The sequence below is a fragment of the Alkalimonas amylolytica genome (assembly GCF_900107845.1).
GTDB classification, from domain to species: Bacteria; Pseudomonadota; Gammaproteobacteria; order Enterobacterales; family Alteromonadaceae; genus Alkalimonas; species Alkalimonas amylolytica.
Window position 1 is genome coordinate 1 of sequence record NZ_FNRM01000015.1, and the last position, 16,371, is coordinate 16,371.

A 16,371-nucleotide genomic window follows, 5' to 3' on the forward strand; every position below is an offset into this window, starting at 1 on the left:
CGCTATTATGTAGCTGTTGCACAGCAGACCTGCGGTGTGAGTAAAGTTAACTCATACCGTTTTTGCACCATTTTAGAATACTCAAAAAATACTAAATTTTGAGGACTGTGACAGACTCTAGATTTACACGGAAAAAGTCCTTCTCAAGACCCCAGATTTAAAGGGCTCTCTGCTTAGCCTTCTTTTTGATGCTATTGTTATTTTATCTTGTATATATAGCGCAGTGTGACAATGGTTAATTTAGTTCATGAATATCTTAAGCAACATGGACCCACTCTAAGTTCAGAGATAACAGAATACTTGGTTAAAGCATTCAAGTTGTCGCCAGAAGCGGCTAGGCAACGAGTTTCTAGAACAGGAAATGGTATCTTTCGCTTAGGGCTTTCCTTCCCGAGACGGGCAAAGTTTCTATTTTTAAAAGAGCAGGCTGGTAGTGGCCTCTACTGGGCAAGACTTGAATCAGCACTTTTAGCAACTAATTCTGCCTATGGCTTTGCAATTACCGCACTTAGGGAGCGAGATGGTGTTATGCCTAAAAAGCATTTTGAAATTGCTTGCGGTGCACCGATAAAACAAAAGAAACACTTATCTGTAGATGCCATACTCAATACACTGAAAAATGCTAACCTGATTAAAGAAATTCATGTGGAAGGTATAGGCACCTGTGTATATTTAGGGCTTCATACTAATCATATAGAAACACTAATCCCGGTAATGAAAGCAAGGATCTTTGTGGAAGAACTTATGCTTCGGGGGGTCAAAAGCTGGATGCGTAAGCTTGGGTTCGTTTCATATAACCAAGTGGCAATTCGCACTTTAGAAAACAACCCTACTGTCAGCACTACCGCATGGGATTTAGCAGGTCCATCGTATCTCAGTCCACTAATAAGCTTCGGTCGCGATGGCTCCACTCCTAAACCAGGGTTTGTTGTATGTGATATTTTGCTAAACCATGAAGTTAGCGAACTTGGAATACAGCCATTTTTACAGAAGCTCAATGCACTTAGGAGTTTAAAAAATGTTGGGAAGCAGCTCTGTTTCTTTTTAGCACACTCGTTTAGTGAGCCAGCTTTTAGAAAGTTAAAATCCCTTGGCATCTCTCCGGCCACTACAGCAGCAATATTTGATAATGAAACCGCAAGAAACTTAAGGGAGTTAACCGATCTACTTTCAAGGGTTGCAATACAAGCCTTAAATCCTGCAAAAATTGATATGCTATTTGATTCATTAGGAAAAATTGAAGGCGCAGCCAGCAGATTAAGAGGTGCATTATTCGAGTATATTATTGCTGAAGCCATGAGGTCTGAGTTTGCTCAGTCCGTAGAGTTAAATCGCCTCTGCAAAACGATGAATGGAGTGAAAGAAGCAGATGTAATATGCACAAACCAGAAGGAGCTAATATTTATCGAGGGAAAGGGATATAGCTTTAACAATCAGGTAACAGCAGAAGAAATAAATTATTGGCTTACAGAACAAGTTCCTATTTTCCGTGCATTTGCTCTTACACACCCTGATTGGAAAGATAGAAAAATGACTTTTGAGTTTTGGACTTCAGGAGTGTTTTCAGATGAAGCGATTGATAAACTGCGCAAAGCTCAGAGCAATACAATAAAATATCAAATTGTATATAAAGATTTTAGAGATGTTCTAGCTAAAATTAGAGTATCGGGCAATAAAGCATTAACAAAAACTTTCATTGATCACTTCATTAACCATCCTCTGGCCCAACTGGAGAAGATCTAACAATTAATCAGGGCTCCAATCGCCTAACCCGCGTGTTCTTACCCATTAAAGAGGTTATCTCAACATTAATGGCGTCTATACTTAGGAAGTGCCCATTAACAAATCTCTGAAAAAGGAACATGGAAAAGACTGCTAGTCGCTTAGAATCGACAAATGTTGTTAAGACCTCTACTATCAATTTGGATAGTCGCTGCTCAGATGTGACTCCATCCAAAAAGATCATTGCAGATCTACAGCAAGCATATACGATATTCACAGTGTGACACCACTGTGAGAGTTTCAGCTGTCCCTTGGCATCGAATATTCTTCCATTACATCCTACAAATGCGCTACTAAGAGCTCTCGTGCAGCACTCCGTAAGAACTCTGAGCCCAGCCTCATACGATGGATAACCATGAGAATGTTTTCTTATTACCTCAGCAGCTAAATATTGACCTCTTCCTTTTTGACAACAAAGTTCAAAAACATCATTAAAGGAGACTGGGACATCAAGCGATAACTCTACAAAGCACTCGGCATTATACTTGTGATTAATTGGCAACTTCGCATTAATATCAGACAAGAAATTTTTGGCATTCACTAGTCTAATATTCAGGGATCTATAGAAAGCGCATAAAAATTGGTCTAAACAGAGAAATGGTAATCCATGAGAAATAGAGGACTTTAACGAACTATAATGCGAAACATCTAATACATCTCGAATCTTAGTCAGGGAGCCCAGCATATCTATGCGCTTTGGTGATATTATCTCACAAAGCCCAAAAATATGATTTAAGTTATTATAGAAAAGATCATTTCTAACATTCTCTGAAGTGGTTTTTACAAAACTATCGCCCAACTTTGCTATTGAAAGATAATCAGAACGACCAGTTCGAGTTAACCATTCAGATACTATGTCGTAAGTTTCAGGCGTGACATAAAATTTGACATCCGTATTGCCTAAGCCAGTAAGTGCGAGATAGACTAATGAGAGGACGTCAAGTATAACCCCATGTTCTACAGACTCACCTTGGGAAAATAAGTAAAAATATCTGTTGCTTTCGTGATCGCAAAGATAGAGAACTGCACCTCGGATTAAGTCCGAGCTATGAGTCTTGTTTAATCTCATTAACAGTGGAATTTTATTTCCGTCAATCTCAGAATCAAATAACTTCGGACCATCAGATATTCCGCCTATGAATTGTAGGATATCCTCAACACAGTTTTCTTCAATTGTGAACTTATAGAAACAATCATTACCTGCATTTATATTGTCACGAATATCCGTAGATATGCGAAATGATCCGACTATGGGGGGAAGCTTTTCTTCTACCCTATAAATAGTTGCTCCAATCTTTATTTCTTCGCCTTCACTAGCCTCTACTAGAGCTATACCTACTGGAGAAGCAGTGTCGATCAAGTACTCACTAGAATCAGCATTATCTACAAGCAATTTTGTCAGTTGACGCTTCCCTATGCTGTATACCACCGCTTGAGAGCAACGGTTAGATGGATATTTATTATAGGATTGTTCTTTCCAGTGTTCCAGTTGACTAAAATGCAAATTAGTTACATGCAGTGCCATACCAACTGGATCATCAATAAACCACTCCAAGATGATAGAGTTAGCAAAGTCTGAATCAGTTTTAGATATTAAATGCAGTAGTCTTAAACCATCCTCACTATACCTGTTCAACACATCATCGGGGATTATTTCCAAAGTAGTTTGTAAAACAGAGTGTTCGCATTTAGATAAGTGTAGGTTTCTAAGTAAAATGCACCAACAATAGCACGAGTTAGGGTAATTTTTAACCGCAAGCTCAGAAAGCTTGACCGCATTGTCATAGTCTCTAAAAAAACATGCTCTTTCAATTTTGACTAATCGCAATACATATGAGTCATCAAGCCCTTTAAGGGATTCAAGAAGATATTCTAGCTTTTCATGCTGATCAGATGCCAACAAAGCCTGGGCATATGTATCTATTGCAGGTGAAATCCAAGGGAATTGTGGAATTAAAGGCTCTAAAAGCCTCACTACATGATAGGCTAGACCAAACTCAAGTAGACCTTTACATAAGCAATGAATCATCATCACATTAAATTCATTAAGTTTGGACGAGTGCTTCTCTAAGAAACTTTCAACTCTTCTTGATAGATCAATTTTATCTTTTCCATCAGAAGAATCTAGAACTAAAATATTGAACAACAAATCCAGGAAATCTTTATCCCGATATTTTTTCGAATTTAATCGACCTCCTTTTCTGTGCCAACTCATCAAATCTCGCTTTGAAATGCCATGATCAAAGTAAGCATAAAATAAATTAACAAGGTCGACTTCATCTATTGTAAGTCTACTATCCTTCAGTAAATAATTTATATTTTTAACCTTGCACGATGTTTCATTGTTAGGTTTTATGTATCTTCCTATATTTGGATTTGCCTTTTCTGCCTCAGTAATGTTATCCAAGCATAGTTTCGCCAACTTTTGGTTCTGATACCATGTTGAAGCGAGCAACACTGCTGCAATTCTGGTTACGCGCGGGTCGGCTGTTTCTTCTGACAAATTTATGCATCTATCGACAAGGCCCTCGAGAGCTGTCATTAAACAACGATCAATTAGCCAGAAATGTTTGGCTCCAATCTCTTTATTGTTTTGGTAAGCTCTAGCAAGTACTAACAGTATGTCGCTATTAATGTTTGGAAACTCTGTATTGAGCTGAGTTGAGAGTTGAACAGCTAAGTTGATATCTTCACATCTGAATGCGCATCTAACCAACGCACATAACTCATTCTCTGAGACGTTCGATAACCCCGCATCAACACGTGAGTATAAATCTTTTAAATTAGCGACCTTTTCATAAAAAATTTCATTCGTAAAATCAGTTTTATCTTCTATTTTATTGTACCGCTCTCTTGCATCACAATTAGAGCTCATAGACAAATACTCTATGAAAATTGACTCTACTATGTCACGCATTACAGGTCCTACACCCTTGTTTTTTATAAGATCTAAAAATAGCTCCCTATCTATTTTTTGCACCTCACCACCATTGTAAAGGCTGAGCTTAAACTTAAATACAGAGTTGATACTTCTACTATCGTGGTCAAGCGAGTCAAAATAATCCAGGCTATTTAAGTATATTTTTGCTGACTTTATGTTTCTATGGGTTATTTCTTTCAAAAATCTCTTAGAGTAACCTACAAGGTCATTTGAAGTAATCCCCGAAATGATATAGTTAATACCGCCTACGTTTACAGTCGCGTTATCAGATGCGTTTATATTATGACCTACTAGCGAGGCCTGATTTATGTCACGACTGCTCATTAACTATCCTTTGTCATTAACAATGATGTCACCAACCGTTATATTGCTGTCTCCAGTATTACATATATTGTGACCAGTTCCAGATGCCTGTTTTACGTGCATCTCTGAATTTGAAGGCCTAATTTTCTGGATCAAACTACACAGAGGTTGATGTTCAGTAATTCTTCTCTCAATTGCCAATTGGTTAAGTTCTTCATTAATCCCAGCATCCCTCAAGTGCTTGGCTAGTTGAGATAATTCCGAATCATCGATTGTCCACGCCCTTAATTTGGTCTTTAGCATGTCAACACCTATTGATGCTCCGGTTTTAATACCATCATAGATTAACCCTGATAATATTGCTGCGTTTAGAAACTCCATATATCCACCTAAATTTGAGAATTAATCACTTAGACAAGATAGCTTGAATTAATTATACTAGCCAACTAGGTTAGGTATAGCGGCGGCAGAGCAGCCCCGCATTAACAACGAAATGGCTCAGCGATCGACATGGCGGCACCGGAGTCCCCATATAACAACGTAATGTCCGGATTTAATACTTTCTAAATTTTACTGTAAGCTTACATCACTTTAATGCAAAGGCCCTCGCAAAAACGGTTCTATCCGTATTGTGAAGCTTTCTAATAGAATCAATTTAGTCTGATTTTGTTGCTCTGTGCTTTTTTACCTCCCTTAAAACCTTTGATAAAACAGTGCTATTGGTTCCTATTAACTCAAATTTCTGCTCAACGGACACCAGTTCCATGAGCATATCAGCAATATTGGTATGATTTATTTGATTAAGGAAAATGGCCCTTTCTTTATCATCTTCGCCGATCAACCTTTTCTGCGTAGCCAATGTTAAAATAGTCTCGAGATATCCCAATGCTCTTTGAGTTTGTGGATATTGTGCTGGCAATATCCGTGAAGGGATTGGCAGGCTCTCATCGTAAGCTGTTATTCTTTTTATATCGTCAGCGCTCTGGTTGAAGATGTTGCTAATCAATTCGTAAACCTGCATAGCAACAACCTTCAGCCCCGTTAATGCAGCCATCCGGAAGAAGATAGACATCACTCCCATTTCATAATGCCGCTGTACTGGCAGTCGCCCTTGCTTTTTTGCTTCTAGAGTAAGTGCCAGTAAACAAGTCAAAGCATCCAAGCTATTTGAAGAGCATATAAATTGGGCTGTTTTTGTGCTCAATGTTGTTTTCCGGTGCAAGCTCCCATCTGAGTTTACTTTAAAGATGCAGCCTCTGATTTCAGGGGAAAGAGATAACAGAATTTTGTTGATGAATACCTGCTCAAAGCTGTTGCTGCCAAGCAACTGCCACAGTGAATGAGTAAAAATTGCTTTTGTCCCTGGTAGTAAACCTTCCGTTTTGTCAGCGCTGTTTTCTCTGAGCAACGCCTTACCCTGCAACATTCTATTCCAGAACCTTGAAGAATTATTCGACCAACCTGGTATAGAAGTGACTTCTTCACCCAGGTGTTTCGCTAGTATCTGATTAGGCGTAGTAACACCAAGCCGTTGCTTAACAACTTCAGCCCAATATCGAGTCGCAATAGCTCTGATATCCGGTTTTAGCTTCTTGTAGTCAGAAAAAGTAAACATATTTTTGGGGCGAAAAAGTTTGGCATGACCTGTGCCAAATTATCGTTGATAAAAAAATAGATAAGTAAAATCAGTCTGATAAAAATTCATGGAGGTGATTTCACTGGTCATTCAGGCCTTAGAAAAACCATATTAAAACACTTTAATCGTAGTTAGTCTTGCTCTGTCACATCAAAGCAAGGAATTCAGTCGTGAGCGAAGACGAAGAGCTCCAGAAACTGGTAGAGCATTTGGAAAACCAGTTACTAAAACTGCATCACTCACCTGTTATTACCGGTGAGGCGTTGTGGAGTTCGTTAGGATATCGCTCTGATGAGGCATTTCGGCAATCGTTGACTAGAAACACAGTGCCGGTAAGAGTTTTTACGATAGAAAACAGGCGAGGAAAGTTCGCCTTGGTCAGAGACATTGCCATTTGGCTAGCGAATGAAGCCTTAAAATCCACTAAAGATTAACCGTTATCTGCAAAGGGAGGACGCTATGAATAGCTAGAGCATGAATTAAATGGGGCCGGAAACACAAAAGCCAGATGCGGTAACATCTGGCCTGAGTGATTTATCAAAGAAATGCGAACCCCTTTGATACTCACGATTTTGTCCCTTTCACATTAAGTTGTCAACACGAAAAGAAGCCTTCTTGAGTTCGTGCGACAACTTATCGCCTCAACCAACTGAATTTTAATTAATTTTCTATGCTGACTTTTCTCGGTAGATGCAAGGTTTTGCCGAGGAAATGCCAGGGGGAGGTAATATGTCTCAACATTGGTTGTTATCAAGCGCGGTTAGGGATCTATCGATAATGGACATAGCCGATATGTCGGAAGAGGATGCGTTCAAGTTTTTTTGTGAAGTTAGATGGGGCAATCAAACAACTCAGTCCTGTTTATCGTGTGGAGCAATAGACCAGCATTTTTTTCGAGCCAGCAGGAGGCAATGGCGTTGTAAGCACTGTGATGCTTATTTCAGTGTGACAACAAAAACAGTCTGGGCAGATAGAAAACTCTCATTCAAAAAGTTGTTACTTATGTTGTTCGTTTTTACGTCCAGTCCAAACGGTATTTCAGCTTCATCATTATCGAGAAAACTGGGTGTTGCGTATAAAACTGCTTGGATATTTTGCCATAAATTGCGTGAGGCACTAATGAGAACTGAAGATAAAGCTCTTATGTCTGGGGAGGTGCATGTCGATGGTGGACACTTCGGAGGTAAGCCCAGAAGTGGACAATTTAGAAACAAAGCTAAGCCAGAAGCCATTGCTGAAAAAATAAAGCTTGGCAAAAGCCAAGGGGCAAAGCGCAGTAAAATATCTCGAGCAAATTTTGAGAGAAAGAAGAGAAACCGCCGAATAGTAATGGTTGTTAGGCAAGTAACACCTGGTTTAGGCGGGGTCAGGACAAGATGCTTCCTGGCAAAAGCAGAAGATGACAGTGCGGCTAGGTTTATCGCCCAGAATTACATTGAAAAAGGAGCTTTGGTGCGAACAGACGAATGCCCTGCTTATTCGATGTTTTCATCACGGTTCATTCACGAGACAGTAGAACACTCAAAGGAGTACTCAACAATTGACGGTGTAAATAATAATCAAGCAGAGTCGTTCTTCAGCCGACTTAGGAGGAGTGAATACGGTACTTTTCATCGGATGATGGCTAGGTACATGCTTGATTACTGTAACGAGATGACATGGCGAGAAGATCATCGGAGAACTACTGAAGGCTTCCGATTCACTGATGCACTGAGGCGCTCTCTGATTGTTGGCTATTCACGCTGGTGGAGATGTTATGGTGAGGGTGTCAGGAGAGGAAGTGAATTACTATTTAACGAAAATAAGTAATGAACTAGTTCACCTCTCGTTTTCAGATATCAAAACGTGACTTAGCATAGGGCGATACCAATCGCCCTATTTAAGTTATAGTTGTATGGAAAAATCTGAATATGAGGTCAATTTATTTTTTAGCGCGATAACGTGCTTCTGAATGATGGGAGCCGAACTGGGTTCTTTGAAGCTTTCCTTGATAAGCCATATTTTGTAAGCGCTGTCTTACTGCCTTTCGAAACAGACGGATGCTCTCTGGATCATAGTTGTGCCATCCTGACTGCTCTAATATGAAGTAAAAAAACTCTGAAACTGAAGCATCCTGGTCAACAGGCAATAGACCAAGATACTTATATATTAGCTTGGTCACTAAACCATAAGCTAAATTGGTTCTTTTCGTGTTTTTTCGTAATGGGGGGATGTCTACAGCTGAAATAGGAACTTCATGTATCTCAATTACTTTAGCCAAAGAGTTAATACAATCCCGCAAGACTTCACGTTTTACGGTTAACTCAGCAATTGAATCCTCAACTGCAGTAAGCTGCTGACACTGTTTCTGGTATTTATCAATCAGCCATTTTAATGATGAAGGTGTTCGAATCGTCATAGGAGAGCAGAATACCTGCTCCCCTAAAATTTTTCCTGTGCAACAGCTACATAATAGCGAGTATCCCGCACAAACTCGGCCAAACGCTCATCGGCCTGGATATTGCGATCACTGTTGATTTGAATCTGCATAGACAACTCCTTTGATAGTCGCTTTAACTTGGGAAACTCTATCCATTGACCACCTTGGCGTTGAAATGTTTCCCCTACCCCCTATCTGGAGGCGATTTAAGTCACAGGCAAGGGGGTAGTGCCGAATTTAATCAGACAGAGCGGCAAAGACTGGTTAAAATAGCGTTATGCTTCCTCGACGATAGCCAAACGCATGATCAGTACCAAGTGGGCCAAGCTCATTAAATCACTTCAGCTGAAAAAATACCGCAAGGCGGAGCAACAATTTATCGTCGAAGGCGAAAAGGCCGTATTGGAAGTGCTGGCCTCCGGCTGGCAGGTACCGGCCGTTTTTGCCACCGAGCGCTTTTTGCAGCAGCATGCTGCTGCTATTCAGCCGGCGCAGCTGGTGCAAGTTTGCGGCAGCGACGAGTTGGTCAAAGTGGGCACCTTTAACAGCAACGATGCCGCACTGGCTGTTGTTGCCATGCCCCAGTGGCCGGCGTTTCACGCCAAATCAGAGCAATGGACCCTGGTGCTGGATAACATCAACGATCCGGGCAACCTCGGTACCATTATCCGCATCGCCGACTGGTATGGCATTCGTCACATCCTTTGTTCACCCGATACCGCGGATTGCTACAATCCTAAAGTGATAGCCGCTGCCAAAGGTTCCTTTTTACGGGTTCAATTGCATTATCTTCCGCTGGCAGAACAACTGACCAATAGCAAACTACCAGTATATGGTGCTTATCTGGGTGGTGAGAATGTGCATCAACTGCAGCTTAGCCGACACGGTGGCTTTATCGTGCTTGGCAACGAAGCCAATGGTATCAGTGCGGAGCTCAGCCAGTGCATCAGCCGCAAAATCACCATCCCGGCTTATGGCGATGCCGAATCTCTGAATGTCGGCATTGCTGCCGCGATAATTTGCGACAACCTGAAGCGCCTGACAGCCAGTCGCTGATTCGGGTATACTGGCAACAAAGTCACTGATGGGTTATCAGCATGTTCCTTACCATTGAATCCTATGTCGGCCAAACCCCACTGGTGCGATTGCAGCGTTTAGCTAGCCATACCAACAGCACAGTGCTGGTAAAACTGGAGGGCAACAATCCGGCGGGTTCGGTCAAAGACCGGCCAGCGCTGAATATGATTGTGCAGGCTGAAGCCAGTGGCCGTATCAAGCCCGGTGATTGCATCATCGAAGCGACCAGCGGCAACACCGGCATTGCGCTGGCGATGGCCGCAGCCATTAAAGGCTACCGCATGACACTTATCATGCCGGCCAATGCCACCGAAGAGCGCAAAGCCGGTATGCGCGCCTATGGTGCCGAGCTGATAGAAGTCACCAAAGAACAAGGCATGGAAGGTGCCCGTGATTTGGCGCTGCAAATGCAGGCCGAAGGCAAAGGCATTGTGCTGGATCAGTTCAACAACCTGGATAACCCGGCGGCACATTATGCTGGCACCGGGCCGGAGATCTGGCAGCAAAGCCAGGGTAAAATCACCCATTTCGTCTCCAGCATGGGCACCACCGGCACCATTATGGGGGTATCACGCTACTTAAAAGAACAAAACCCGGCCATTGAAATTGTTGGCCTGCAGCCCTCGGAAGGCAGCCAGATCCCCGGCATTCGTCGCTGGCCAGAAGCCTATTTGCCGGGCATTTTCGATAAAAGCCGGGTCGATCGGGTGATGGATATCAACCAGCAGGATGCACTCACGGCCATGCGCCGGCTCGCCCGCGAGGAAGGCATCTTTGCCGGCGTCAGCTCCGGCGGTGCGGTGCATGCTGCCCTGCAACTGGCCGAGCAGCTGGATCATGCCGTGATAGTCGCTATTATTTGCGATCGTGGCGATCGTTACTTATCCTCCGGTATTTACTAGCAGCCATCCCGAAGCAAGGTTTCAGGATGGCAAACTGCTTAATACTTAAAGCGACTGACCTGAGCATCAATATCCTGCGCAATCACCGCAATCAGCTGGCTTTGCTCAGCCGCATCGGTTGCGGCCTGACTTAAGCTGGCGACAGCCGTGCTGATTTCTACTACATTTTTGCTGATATCTTCACTCACCACGCTTTGTTCTTCCGCCGCACTGGCAATCTGAGTAGCCGCATCGCTGATACGGTGGGTGGCCTCTATGGCCAGCTTGAGCTTTTGCTGGGCTTCATCGGCATGCTGGCGGGTCTGCTCCGTCATTTGCTGATTTTGCTGCATAGCCTCAACCACAGCCTGGGTTTTACCGCTGAGCTCACCAATCAGGCTTTGAATTTCACCGGTCGACTGCTGTGTTCTGGATGCTAAGCTTCGAACTTCATCGGCCACCACGGCAAATCCTCGCCCCTGCTCACCGGCACGCGCCGCTTCAATGGCCGCATTCAGCGCCAGCAAGTTGGTTTGCTCGGAAATATTGCGGATCACTTCTACAATGCTGTTGATGCTGGTACTGGCTTGCTCCAGTTGACTCATCATGGCCCCCGCCTGCTGCATGCTGTCGGCCAGCTCACCGATCACCCTTGCTGTACCAACCACCGCCTGATCACCTTGTTGTACAGAACTTGCAGCCTGCTGCGCCGACTCGGCCGTTAAGGATGCCTGTGATGCTACTTCCGATGCCGTGCTCGACATCTCGGTAACAGCCGTTGCCACCTGCTCAATTGAGCGTTGCTGCTGAGCTACCTGCTGATGGGTACGCTGTGAAATATCGGCGCTGGCTGTCGAAGATCCCTGCAGCTGCTGCACCAGCTGAGCAGTATCACGCACTATTTGATGGGTTTTTTGCAAAAACAGATCCAAAGCCTTGGCCAAATGACCAATTTCATCATGCCGCTTTAAACCAATGCGCTGGGTTAAATCACCATCCGACTGCGCCAGGTTATCAACCATTGCCGTCAATTGCTGCAAAGGTTTTGCCAGACGACCAGCCACCACATAGAGCACCCCGGCACCGGCCAGAGCCACCGCAATACCCAGCAACACCTGCCAGAATAAGCTCTGGTTAAATCGGCTGCTTAACGTATCGTTCAGTTGCACCATGTCAGCCAAAGCAATCGACGTAGGCACCCGGTATTCCAGTAGCCAGGGCGTTTCAAAGGTACTCAGCGCAATAGGAACAGTCACGACAAAATCGTCGTTCTGCTGGCGGAAGCTGGCAGTGCTGGCTCGAACCAAGGGTTGCAACTGCTGCCATTCATGGCTGGCTAAAGGCTCACCCACCCCTTGCTGGCTTTGGGTGCTGCCGACCAAAAAGCCGCGGTAGGAAATAATACGTAAGTCCCCTTCGCCCTGATAGAGTTCACGGTCCAACTCGGCCAGCAATTGCCGCAAAAAGGCCATCGAAATATCCACGCCCCCCATACCAACAAAACGGTTATTCATCAGCACCGGATGAACAATGGAGGTCATCAGAGTGGGAACCCCCTGAATATCCCAAACGGCAGGATCTATCACGCAGGAACCCCGCCGGTCCCGTGAACACAGATACCATTCATTCAGGCGCATGCCTTGTGCATCCCGCGTTTCACTGTACAAATCCGTGGTGGTCACCGGCCGGAGATCTAATTGGTTGCGTTGATCACGGGTCCAGTAAGGCCCAAACTGACCATCATCGGTTGAGTGACGGCCTTCCCCGCGAAACTCCGTATCACGTCCATCCACCGCATTCGGCTCCCAAACAATGTAAGCACCCACTGCTTGTCGATTATTTAACATCGCCGTGTGCACCAACTCACTGATATGTTCTCTGCTCAGCTGCTCCATTGCACCGGAGCCAATCAACGACTGCATGGTATCGGCCAACCCCTGCGCCACCCCAAGCGACTGCATGATCACTTGCTCAATTTCATCTGCCCTCACCTGCAACTGATTACTCAGGGATCGCTCAACTTCCTGCTGAAATAACGCTGTACTGCTGCTGCGATTAAACTGAAACAACTGATGCGACAACAACACACCCAACCCAATACTGGCGGCAACCGCCAGAATCAAACAGCTACCCGCTATCACGGATATCTGGCTACGCATGGTTTTAAAGGCAAAAGCCGACATGACGATTTTCCAAGTTAATGTAAACAACAAAGGCCTTGTTAATTATGCGGCAAATTTGGGTTCCCGCCAGATTTAAGCTATGATCTTTTTACAAATCTTTATTTAGATCAAACAGGTAATCCCATGCACTGCAAAAGTCGCTTGGCGCTTTGTCTCGCCTTGACATTTACTCCTCTCACGCTGCAGGCTTCCGAGCTGGATGAACTGCGCCAGCAACTGGAGCGGTTAAAACAGCAACTGAACCTGCTGGAGCAAAAAATTGAGCTGCAGGAGCAACAGCTGACCGTCCAGCAACAAAGCATTGAAAGTGTAGAACAAAGCAGTACCGAAGTAGCCTCTACCCTGGCCAGTCTGGAGCCTGCCACAGCAAGCAGCGATGGCATCTCGCTGGGCGGTTCCATCCGCACCAATTACAGCCATACCTCCTACAGCGATGGCAATAAAAACCGCGGCGGCGACTTTGCCTTTGATATTTTCCGCCTTAATTTACACGGCAGCATTGGCGATGTGTTGCTGAATGCTGAAATTCGCTTTTTCGATTACATGACGGCAGTGAAATACGCTTATGTTGGCTATCAACTGAACGAAGATTGGCAAGTCCAGGCCGGCATTACTCAGGTCCCCTTTGGCAACTGGCCTTATAACTCGCACAATTACTTTTTCAGTACCAACTACTACATCGGGCTGGAAGATGATCACGATTTAGGCATCCTGTTTAAACGCCGCGTCAAAGACAACTGGCAGCTGGATCTGGCCTTTTTCAAAAATGATGAACTGGGCGGGGTCGATGGCTATGTCAGCAGCCGGGCCGATCGCTATTCGTACGATGTAGTCGGTTTCCGTTTACCTGGCGATGGCATTTATGATGACCCGACCCAGCCGCTGGGGGAATACAACACCCTGTCCGGCCGTTTTGCCTATCATTTTGATCACCGTGAAGGCTTTACCACCGAAATAGGTGTGTCCGCCCTGCATGGCGGTTTGCACGATGGCTTAAGCCGGGCCGGCAATTACAACGCCTGGGCACTGCACCTGAACAGCCATTTTGATCGCTGGAATCTGCAGTTGCAACATGGTGAGTATCGCTACCATGTCGATGGTATGGACCGGATGGCGGTAGGTAGTTACGCTTTCTTTGACAGCATTGCCGCCAAAGCCAAAACCAGTACCCTCAACCTGGCTTACAGCCTGCCCATCGAATGGGGGCCGGTGACCTGGATGCAGTTTTACAACAATTACGGCCTGGTGTACGACAAATCGGATAATACCGCCGACACCTGGATGAATGTCACTGGCTTCTCGGTGGCGGCTGGTGGTTTTTTTACTTACTTTGATCTGGTGCATGCCCGCAACCAGCCCTTTGTTGGCGGCTCCGCCTCCGGTGACAGCAACGACACCGAGCGGCGCTTTAACATCAATATTGGCTATTATTTCTAGCCTGCCCAGCAAAGGCCTGACACAGGCCTTTGCTTTTTATACCACCACTACAATGAAAACCAGGAGAAGCAGTCATGGCAGATCCAAATGACCCCATGAAGCCAGATGGCGAGGTCAACCCCATTGATACCGACTACCAGATAGGTCAAGACAATATCGTCGTGAAGGTCGGCCCCTTTGGCCTGGATATCCACAACCGGGTATTTTTAATCTCTGGTCTCTCCGTCATTGTGTTTGTTCTCTTGACCATTGTGTTTCACAGCCAGGCCGAACCCTTGTTTGCCAGCATGCGCGGCTGGCTGACTTCCAATCTGGACTGGTTCTTTATCAGCGCTGCCAATATCTTTGTACTGTTGTGTCTGGTGCTGATTGTATCGCCACTTGGCAAAGTGCGGCTGGGTGGTACCGAAGCCACGCCGGACTTTGGTTACCTCGGCTGGTTTTCCATGCTGTTTGCCGCCGGTATGGGGATCGGTCTGATGTTTTATGGCGTCTCGGAACCCTTATCGCATTTTAGCAGCGCCTATGGCGGCACCAGCTTTGAAGATGGTGTGCGCACCGATTGGGCACCGCTCGCCGGGGCTGGTGGCGATGCCGCAGCCGCCGAGCGCCTTGGCATGGCGGCCACCATCTACCACTGGGCCCTGCACCCCTGGGCCATTTATGCGGTGCTGGCGCTTGGTCTCGCCCTATTCTCCTTTAACAAAGGCCTGCCGCTGACCATGCGGTCGGTGTTTTACCCACTGCTCGGTGAGCGGGTCTGGGGCTGGCCTGGTCATGTCATTGATATTCTTGCAGTCTTTGCTACGTTATTTGGCCTTGCCACCTCACTTGGCCTTGGCGCATCCCAAGCCAGTGCCGGCCTGAATTACCTGTTTGGCCTGCCGCAGGATACCGCCATGCAGGTGCTGCTGGTGATTGGCATTACGCTGATAGCTTTGATTTCGGTGTTGGCAGGCCTGGAAGCCGGTGTGAAACGCCTGTCGGAAATCAATATGACGCTGGCGGCGCTGCTGATGCTGTTTGTGATTATCGTTGGTCCAACCATCGCTATCCTAACCGGCTTTGTCAGTAACCTGGCCGCTTACCTGCAACATCTGCCGGCACTGGCCAACCCGCTTGGCCGCGAAGATGCCAACTTCTCCCAGGGCTGGACAGCCTTTTACTGGGCCTGGTGGATATCCTGGTCGCCTTTTGTCGGCATGTTTATCGCGCGGGTATCCCGCGGTCGCTCGGTGCGTGAGTTCTTAGTGTCTGTCTTGCTGATCCCTTCGCTGGCTTGTGTGCTCTGGATGTCGGTATTTGGTGGCACGGCCATCCGACAAGTGGTCGATCATGGTTATGACGCTGCAGCCTCGGCCGATTTACCCTTGCAGCTGTTCAGTATGCTGGACTTTATGCCCTGGGCTCAGGTTACCTCCTTTATTGCCATTATTCTGGTGGTGGTGTTCTTTATCACCTCATCTGATTCTGGCTCTTTGGTGATCGATACCATCGCCGCCGGCGGCAAAGTCAATGCGCCAACCCCACAGCGGGTATTCTGGTGTACTTTTGAGGGACTGGTTGCCATAGCGCTGATCCTGGGGGGCGGCCTGGTGGCCTTACAGGCCATGGCGGTATCGACCGGCTTTCCCTTTACCATCGTCTTGCTGGTAGCCTGCATCGCCGTAGTGAAGGGGCTGATGTCCGAGCCCAGACCCGGCAAAGTTTAA

At 45.7% G+C, this 16,371-nt stretch carries 12 protein-coding genes; 7 read left to right on the plus strand and 5 right to left on the minus strand.

Translation table 11 applies throughout. The annotated features are described in order from the left end of the window. Positions 1-231: 231 nt before the first annotated feature. Entirely contained in the window at positions 232-1,743 is a 1,512-nt protein-coding gene (locus tag BLW37_RS17875; protein ID WP_091343707.1) for a hypothetical protein, read from the plus strand. A gap of 7 nt (positions 1,744-1,750) precedes the next feature. Here BLW37_RS17875 and gapS6b read toward each other — a convergent pair whose 3' ends face one another. The 3 genes from gapS6b to BLW37_RS17890 all read right to left on the minus strand — a co-directional run bounded on the left by gapS6b (position 1,751) and on the right by BLW37_RS17890 (position 6,641). Further along, positions 1,751-5,047, minus strand: coding sequence for a GapS6b family protein (gene gapS6b / locus BLW37_RS17880; RefSeq protein ID WP_091343709.1), 3,297 nt, complete (start codon positions 5,045-5,047; stop codon positions 1,751-1,753). Positions 5,048-5,050: 3 nt separating this feature from the next. Further along, a complete protein-coding gene (gene gapS6a / locus BLW37_RS17885; protein WP_091343711.1) occupies positions 5,051-5,407 on the minus strand; it encodes a GapS6a family protein in 357 nt (118 codons plus the stop codon). Between the two features lie 274 nt (positions 5,408-5,681). Then, the gene (locus BLW37_RS17890; RefSeq protein ID WP_091343714.1) at positions 5,682-6,641 is read right to left on the minus strand and encodes a hypothetical protein; all 960 of its coding nucleotides are present in this window, start codon (positions 6,639-6,641) and stop codon (positions 5,682-5,684) included. Between the two features lie 230 nt (positions 6,642-6,871). Here BLW37_RS17890 and BLW37_RS17895 point away from each other — a divergent pair, with 230 nt between their 5' ends. Then, positions 6,872-7,096, plus strand: a complete 225-nt coding sequence (locus BLW37_RS17895) for a hypothetical protein (RefSeq protein WP_425426628.1) — start codon at positions 6,872-6,874, stop codon at positions 7,094-7,096. A gap of 358 nt (positions 7,097-7,454) precedes the next feature. After that, a complete protein-coding gene (locus BLW37_RS17900; protein ID WP_281248660.1) occupies positions 7,455-8,471 on the plus strand; it encodes an IS1595 family transposase in 1,017 nt (338 codons plus the stop codon). A gap of 112 nt (positions 8,472-8,583) precedes the next feature. Here the strand turns inward: BLW37_RS17900 and BLW37_RS17905 are convergent, their stop codons facing one another. Beyond that, entirely contained in the window at positions 8,584-9,060 is a 477-nt protein-coding gene (locus tag BLW37_RS17905; RefSeq protein WP_091343718.1) for a hypothetical protein, read from the minus strand. A 324-nt stretch (positions 9,061-9,384) separates the two neighbouring features. On the opposite strand from BLW37_RS17905, the gene BLW37_RS17915 reads away from it, so the two are divergent. Then, positions 9,385-10,137 (plus strand): RNA methyltransferase, encoded by a 753-nt coding sequence (locus tag BLW37_RS17915; RefSeq protein ID WP_091345368.1) that lies wholly within the window; start codon positions 9,385-9,387, stop codon positions 10,135-10,137. 35 nt (positions 10,138-10,172) lie between these two features. Next, positions 10,173-11,060 (plus strand): cysteine synthase CysM, encoded by an 888-nt coding sequence (gene cysM, locus BLW37_RS17920; protein WP_091345370.1) that lies wholly within the window; start codon positions 10,173-10,175, stop codon positions 11,058-11,060. A gap of 38 nt (positions 11,061-11,098) precedes the next feature. Here the strand turns inward: cysM and BLW37_RS18760 are convergent, their stop codons facing one another. After that, complete coding sequence (locus BLW37_RS18760) at positions 11,099-13,222, minus strand: methyl-accepting chemotaxis protein (protein ID WP_091345372.1); 2,124 nt, start codon at positions 13,220-13,222, stop codon at positions 11,099-11,101. Between the two features lie 123 nt (positions 13,223-13,345). Here BLW37_RS18760 and BLW37_RS17930 point away from each other — a divergent pair, with 123 nt between their 5' ends. Together BLW37_RS17930 and BLW37_RS17935 are read left to right on the plus strand one after the other, a co-directional pair. Next, the gene (locus BLW37_RS17930) at positions 13,346-14,659 is read left to right on the plus strand and encodes a porin (RefSeq protein ID WP_091345374.1); all 1,314 of its coding nucleotides are present in this window, start codon (positions 13,346-13,348) and stop codon (positions 14,657-14,659) included. Between the two features lie 74 nt (positions 14,660-14,733). Next, positions 14,734-16,371, plus strand: a complete 1,638-nt coding sequence (locus BLW37_RS17935; protein ID WP_091345375.1) for a BCCT family transporter — start codon at positions 14,734-14,736, stop codon at positions 16,369-16,371.

What these genes read in the sequence shown, in the direction of transcription:
- BLW37_RS17930 (WP_091345374.1), top strand. Translation starts at nt 13,346, where the DNA reads ATGCACTGCAAAAGTCGCTTGGCGCTTTGTCTCGCCTTGACATTTACT.
- BLW37_RS17900 (WP_281248660.1), top strand. Translation starts at nt 7,455, where the DNA reads ATGTCGGAAGAGGATGCGTTCAAGTTTTTTTGTGAAGTTAGATGGGGC.
- BLW37_RS17890 (WP_091343714.1), bottom strand. Translation starts at nt 6,641, where the DNA reads ATGTTTACTTTTTCTGACTACAAGAAGCTAAAACCGGATATCAGAGCT.
- gapS6b (WP_091343709.1), bottom strand. Translation starts at nt 5,047, where the DNA reads ATGAGCAGTCGTGACATAAATCAGGCCTCGCTAGTAGGTCATAATATA.
- BLW37_RS17875 (WP_091343707.1), top strand. Translation starts at nt 232, where the DNA reads ATGGTTAATTTAGTTCATGAATATCTTAAGCAACATGGACCCACTCTA.
- BLW37_RS17935 (WP_091345375.1), top strand. Translation starts at nt 14,734, where the DNA reads ATGGCAGATCCAAATGACCCCATGAAGCCAGATGGCGAGGTCAACCCC.
- BLW37_RS17915 (WP_091345368.1), top strand. Translation starts at nt 9,385, where the DNA reads ATGATCAGTACCAAGTGGGCCAAGCTCATTAAATCACTTCAGCTGAAA.
- BLW37_RS17905 (WP_091343718.1), bottom strand. Translation starts at nt 9,060, where the DNA reads ATGACGATTCGAACACCTTCATCATTAAAATGGCTGATTGATAAATAC.
- gapS6a (WP_091343711.1), bottom strand. Translation starts at nt 5,407, where the DNA reads ATGGAGTTTCTAAACGCAGCAATATTATCAGGGTTAATCTATGATGGT.
- BLW37_RS18760 (WP_091345372.1), bottom strand. Translation starts at nt 13,222, where the DNA reads ATGTCGGCTTTTGCCTTTAAAACCATGCGTAGCCAGATATCCGTGATA.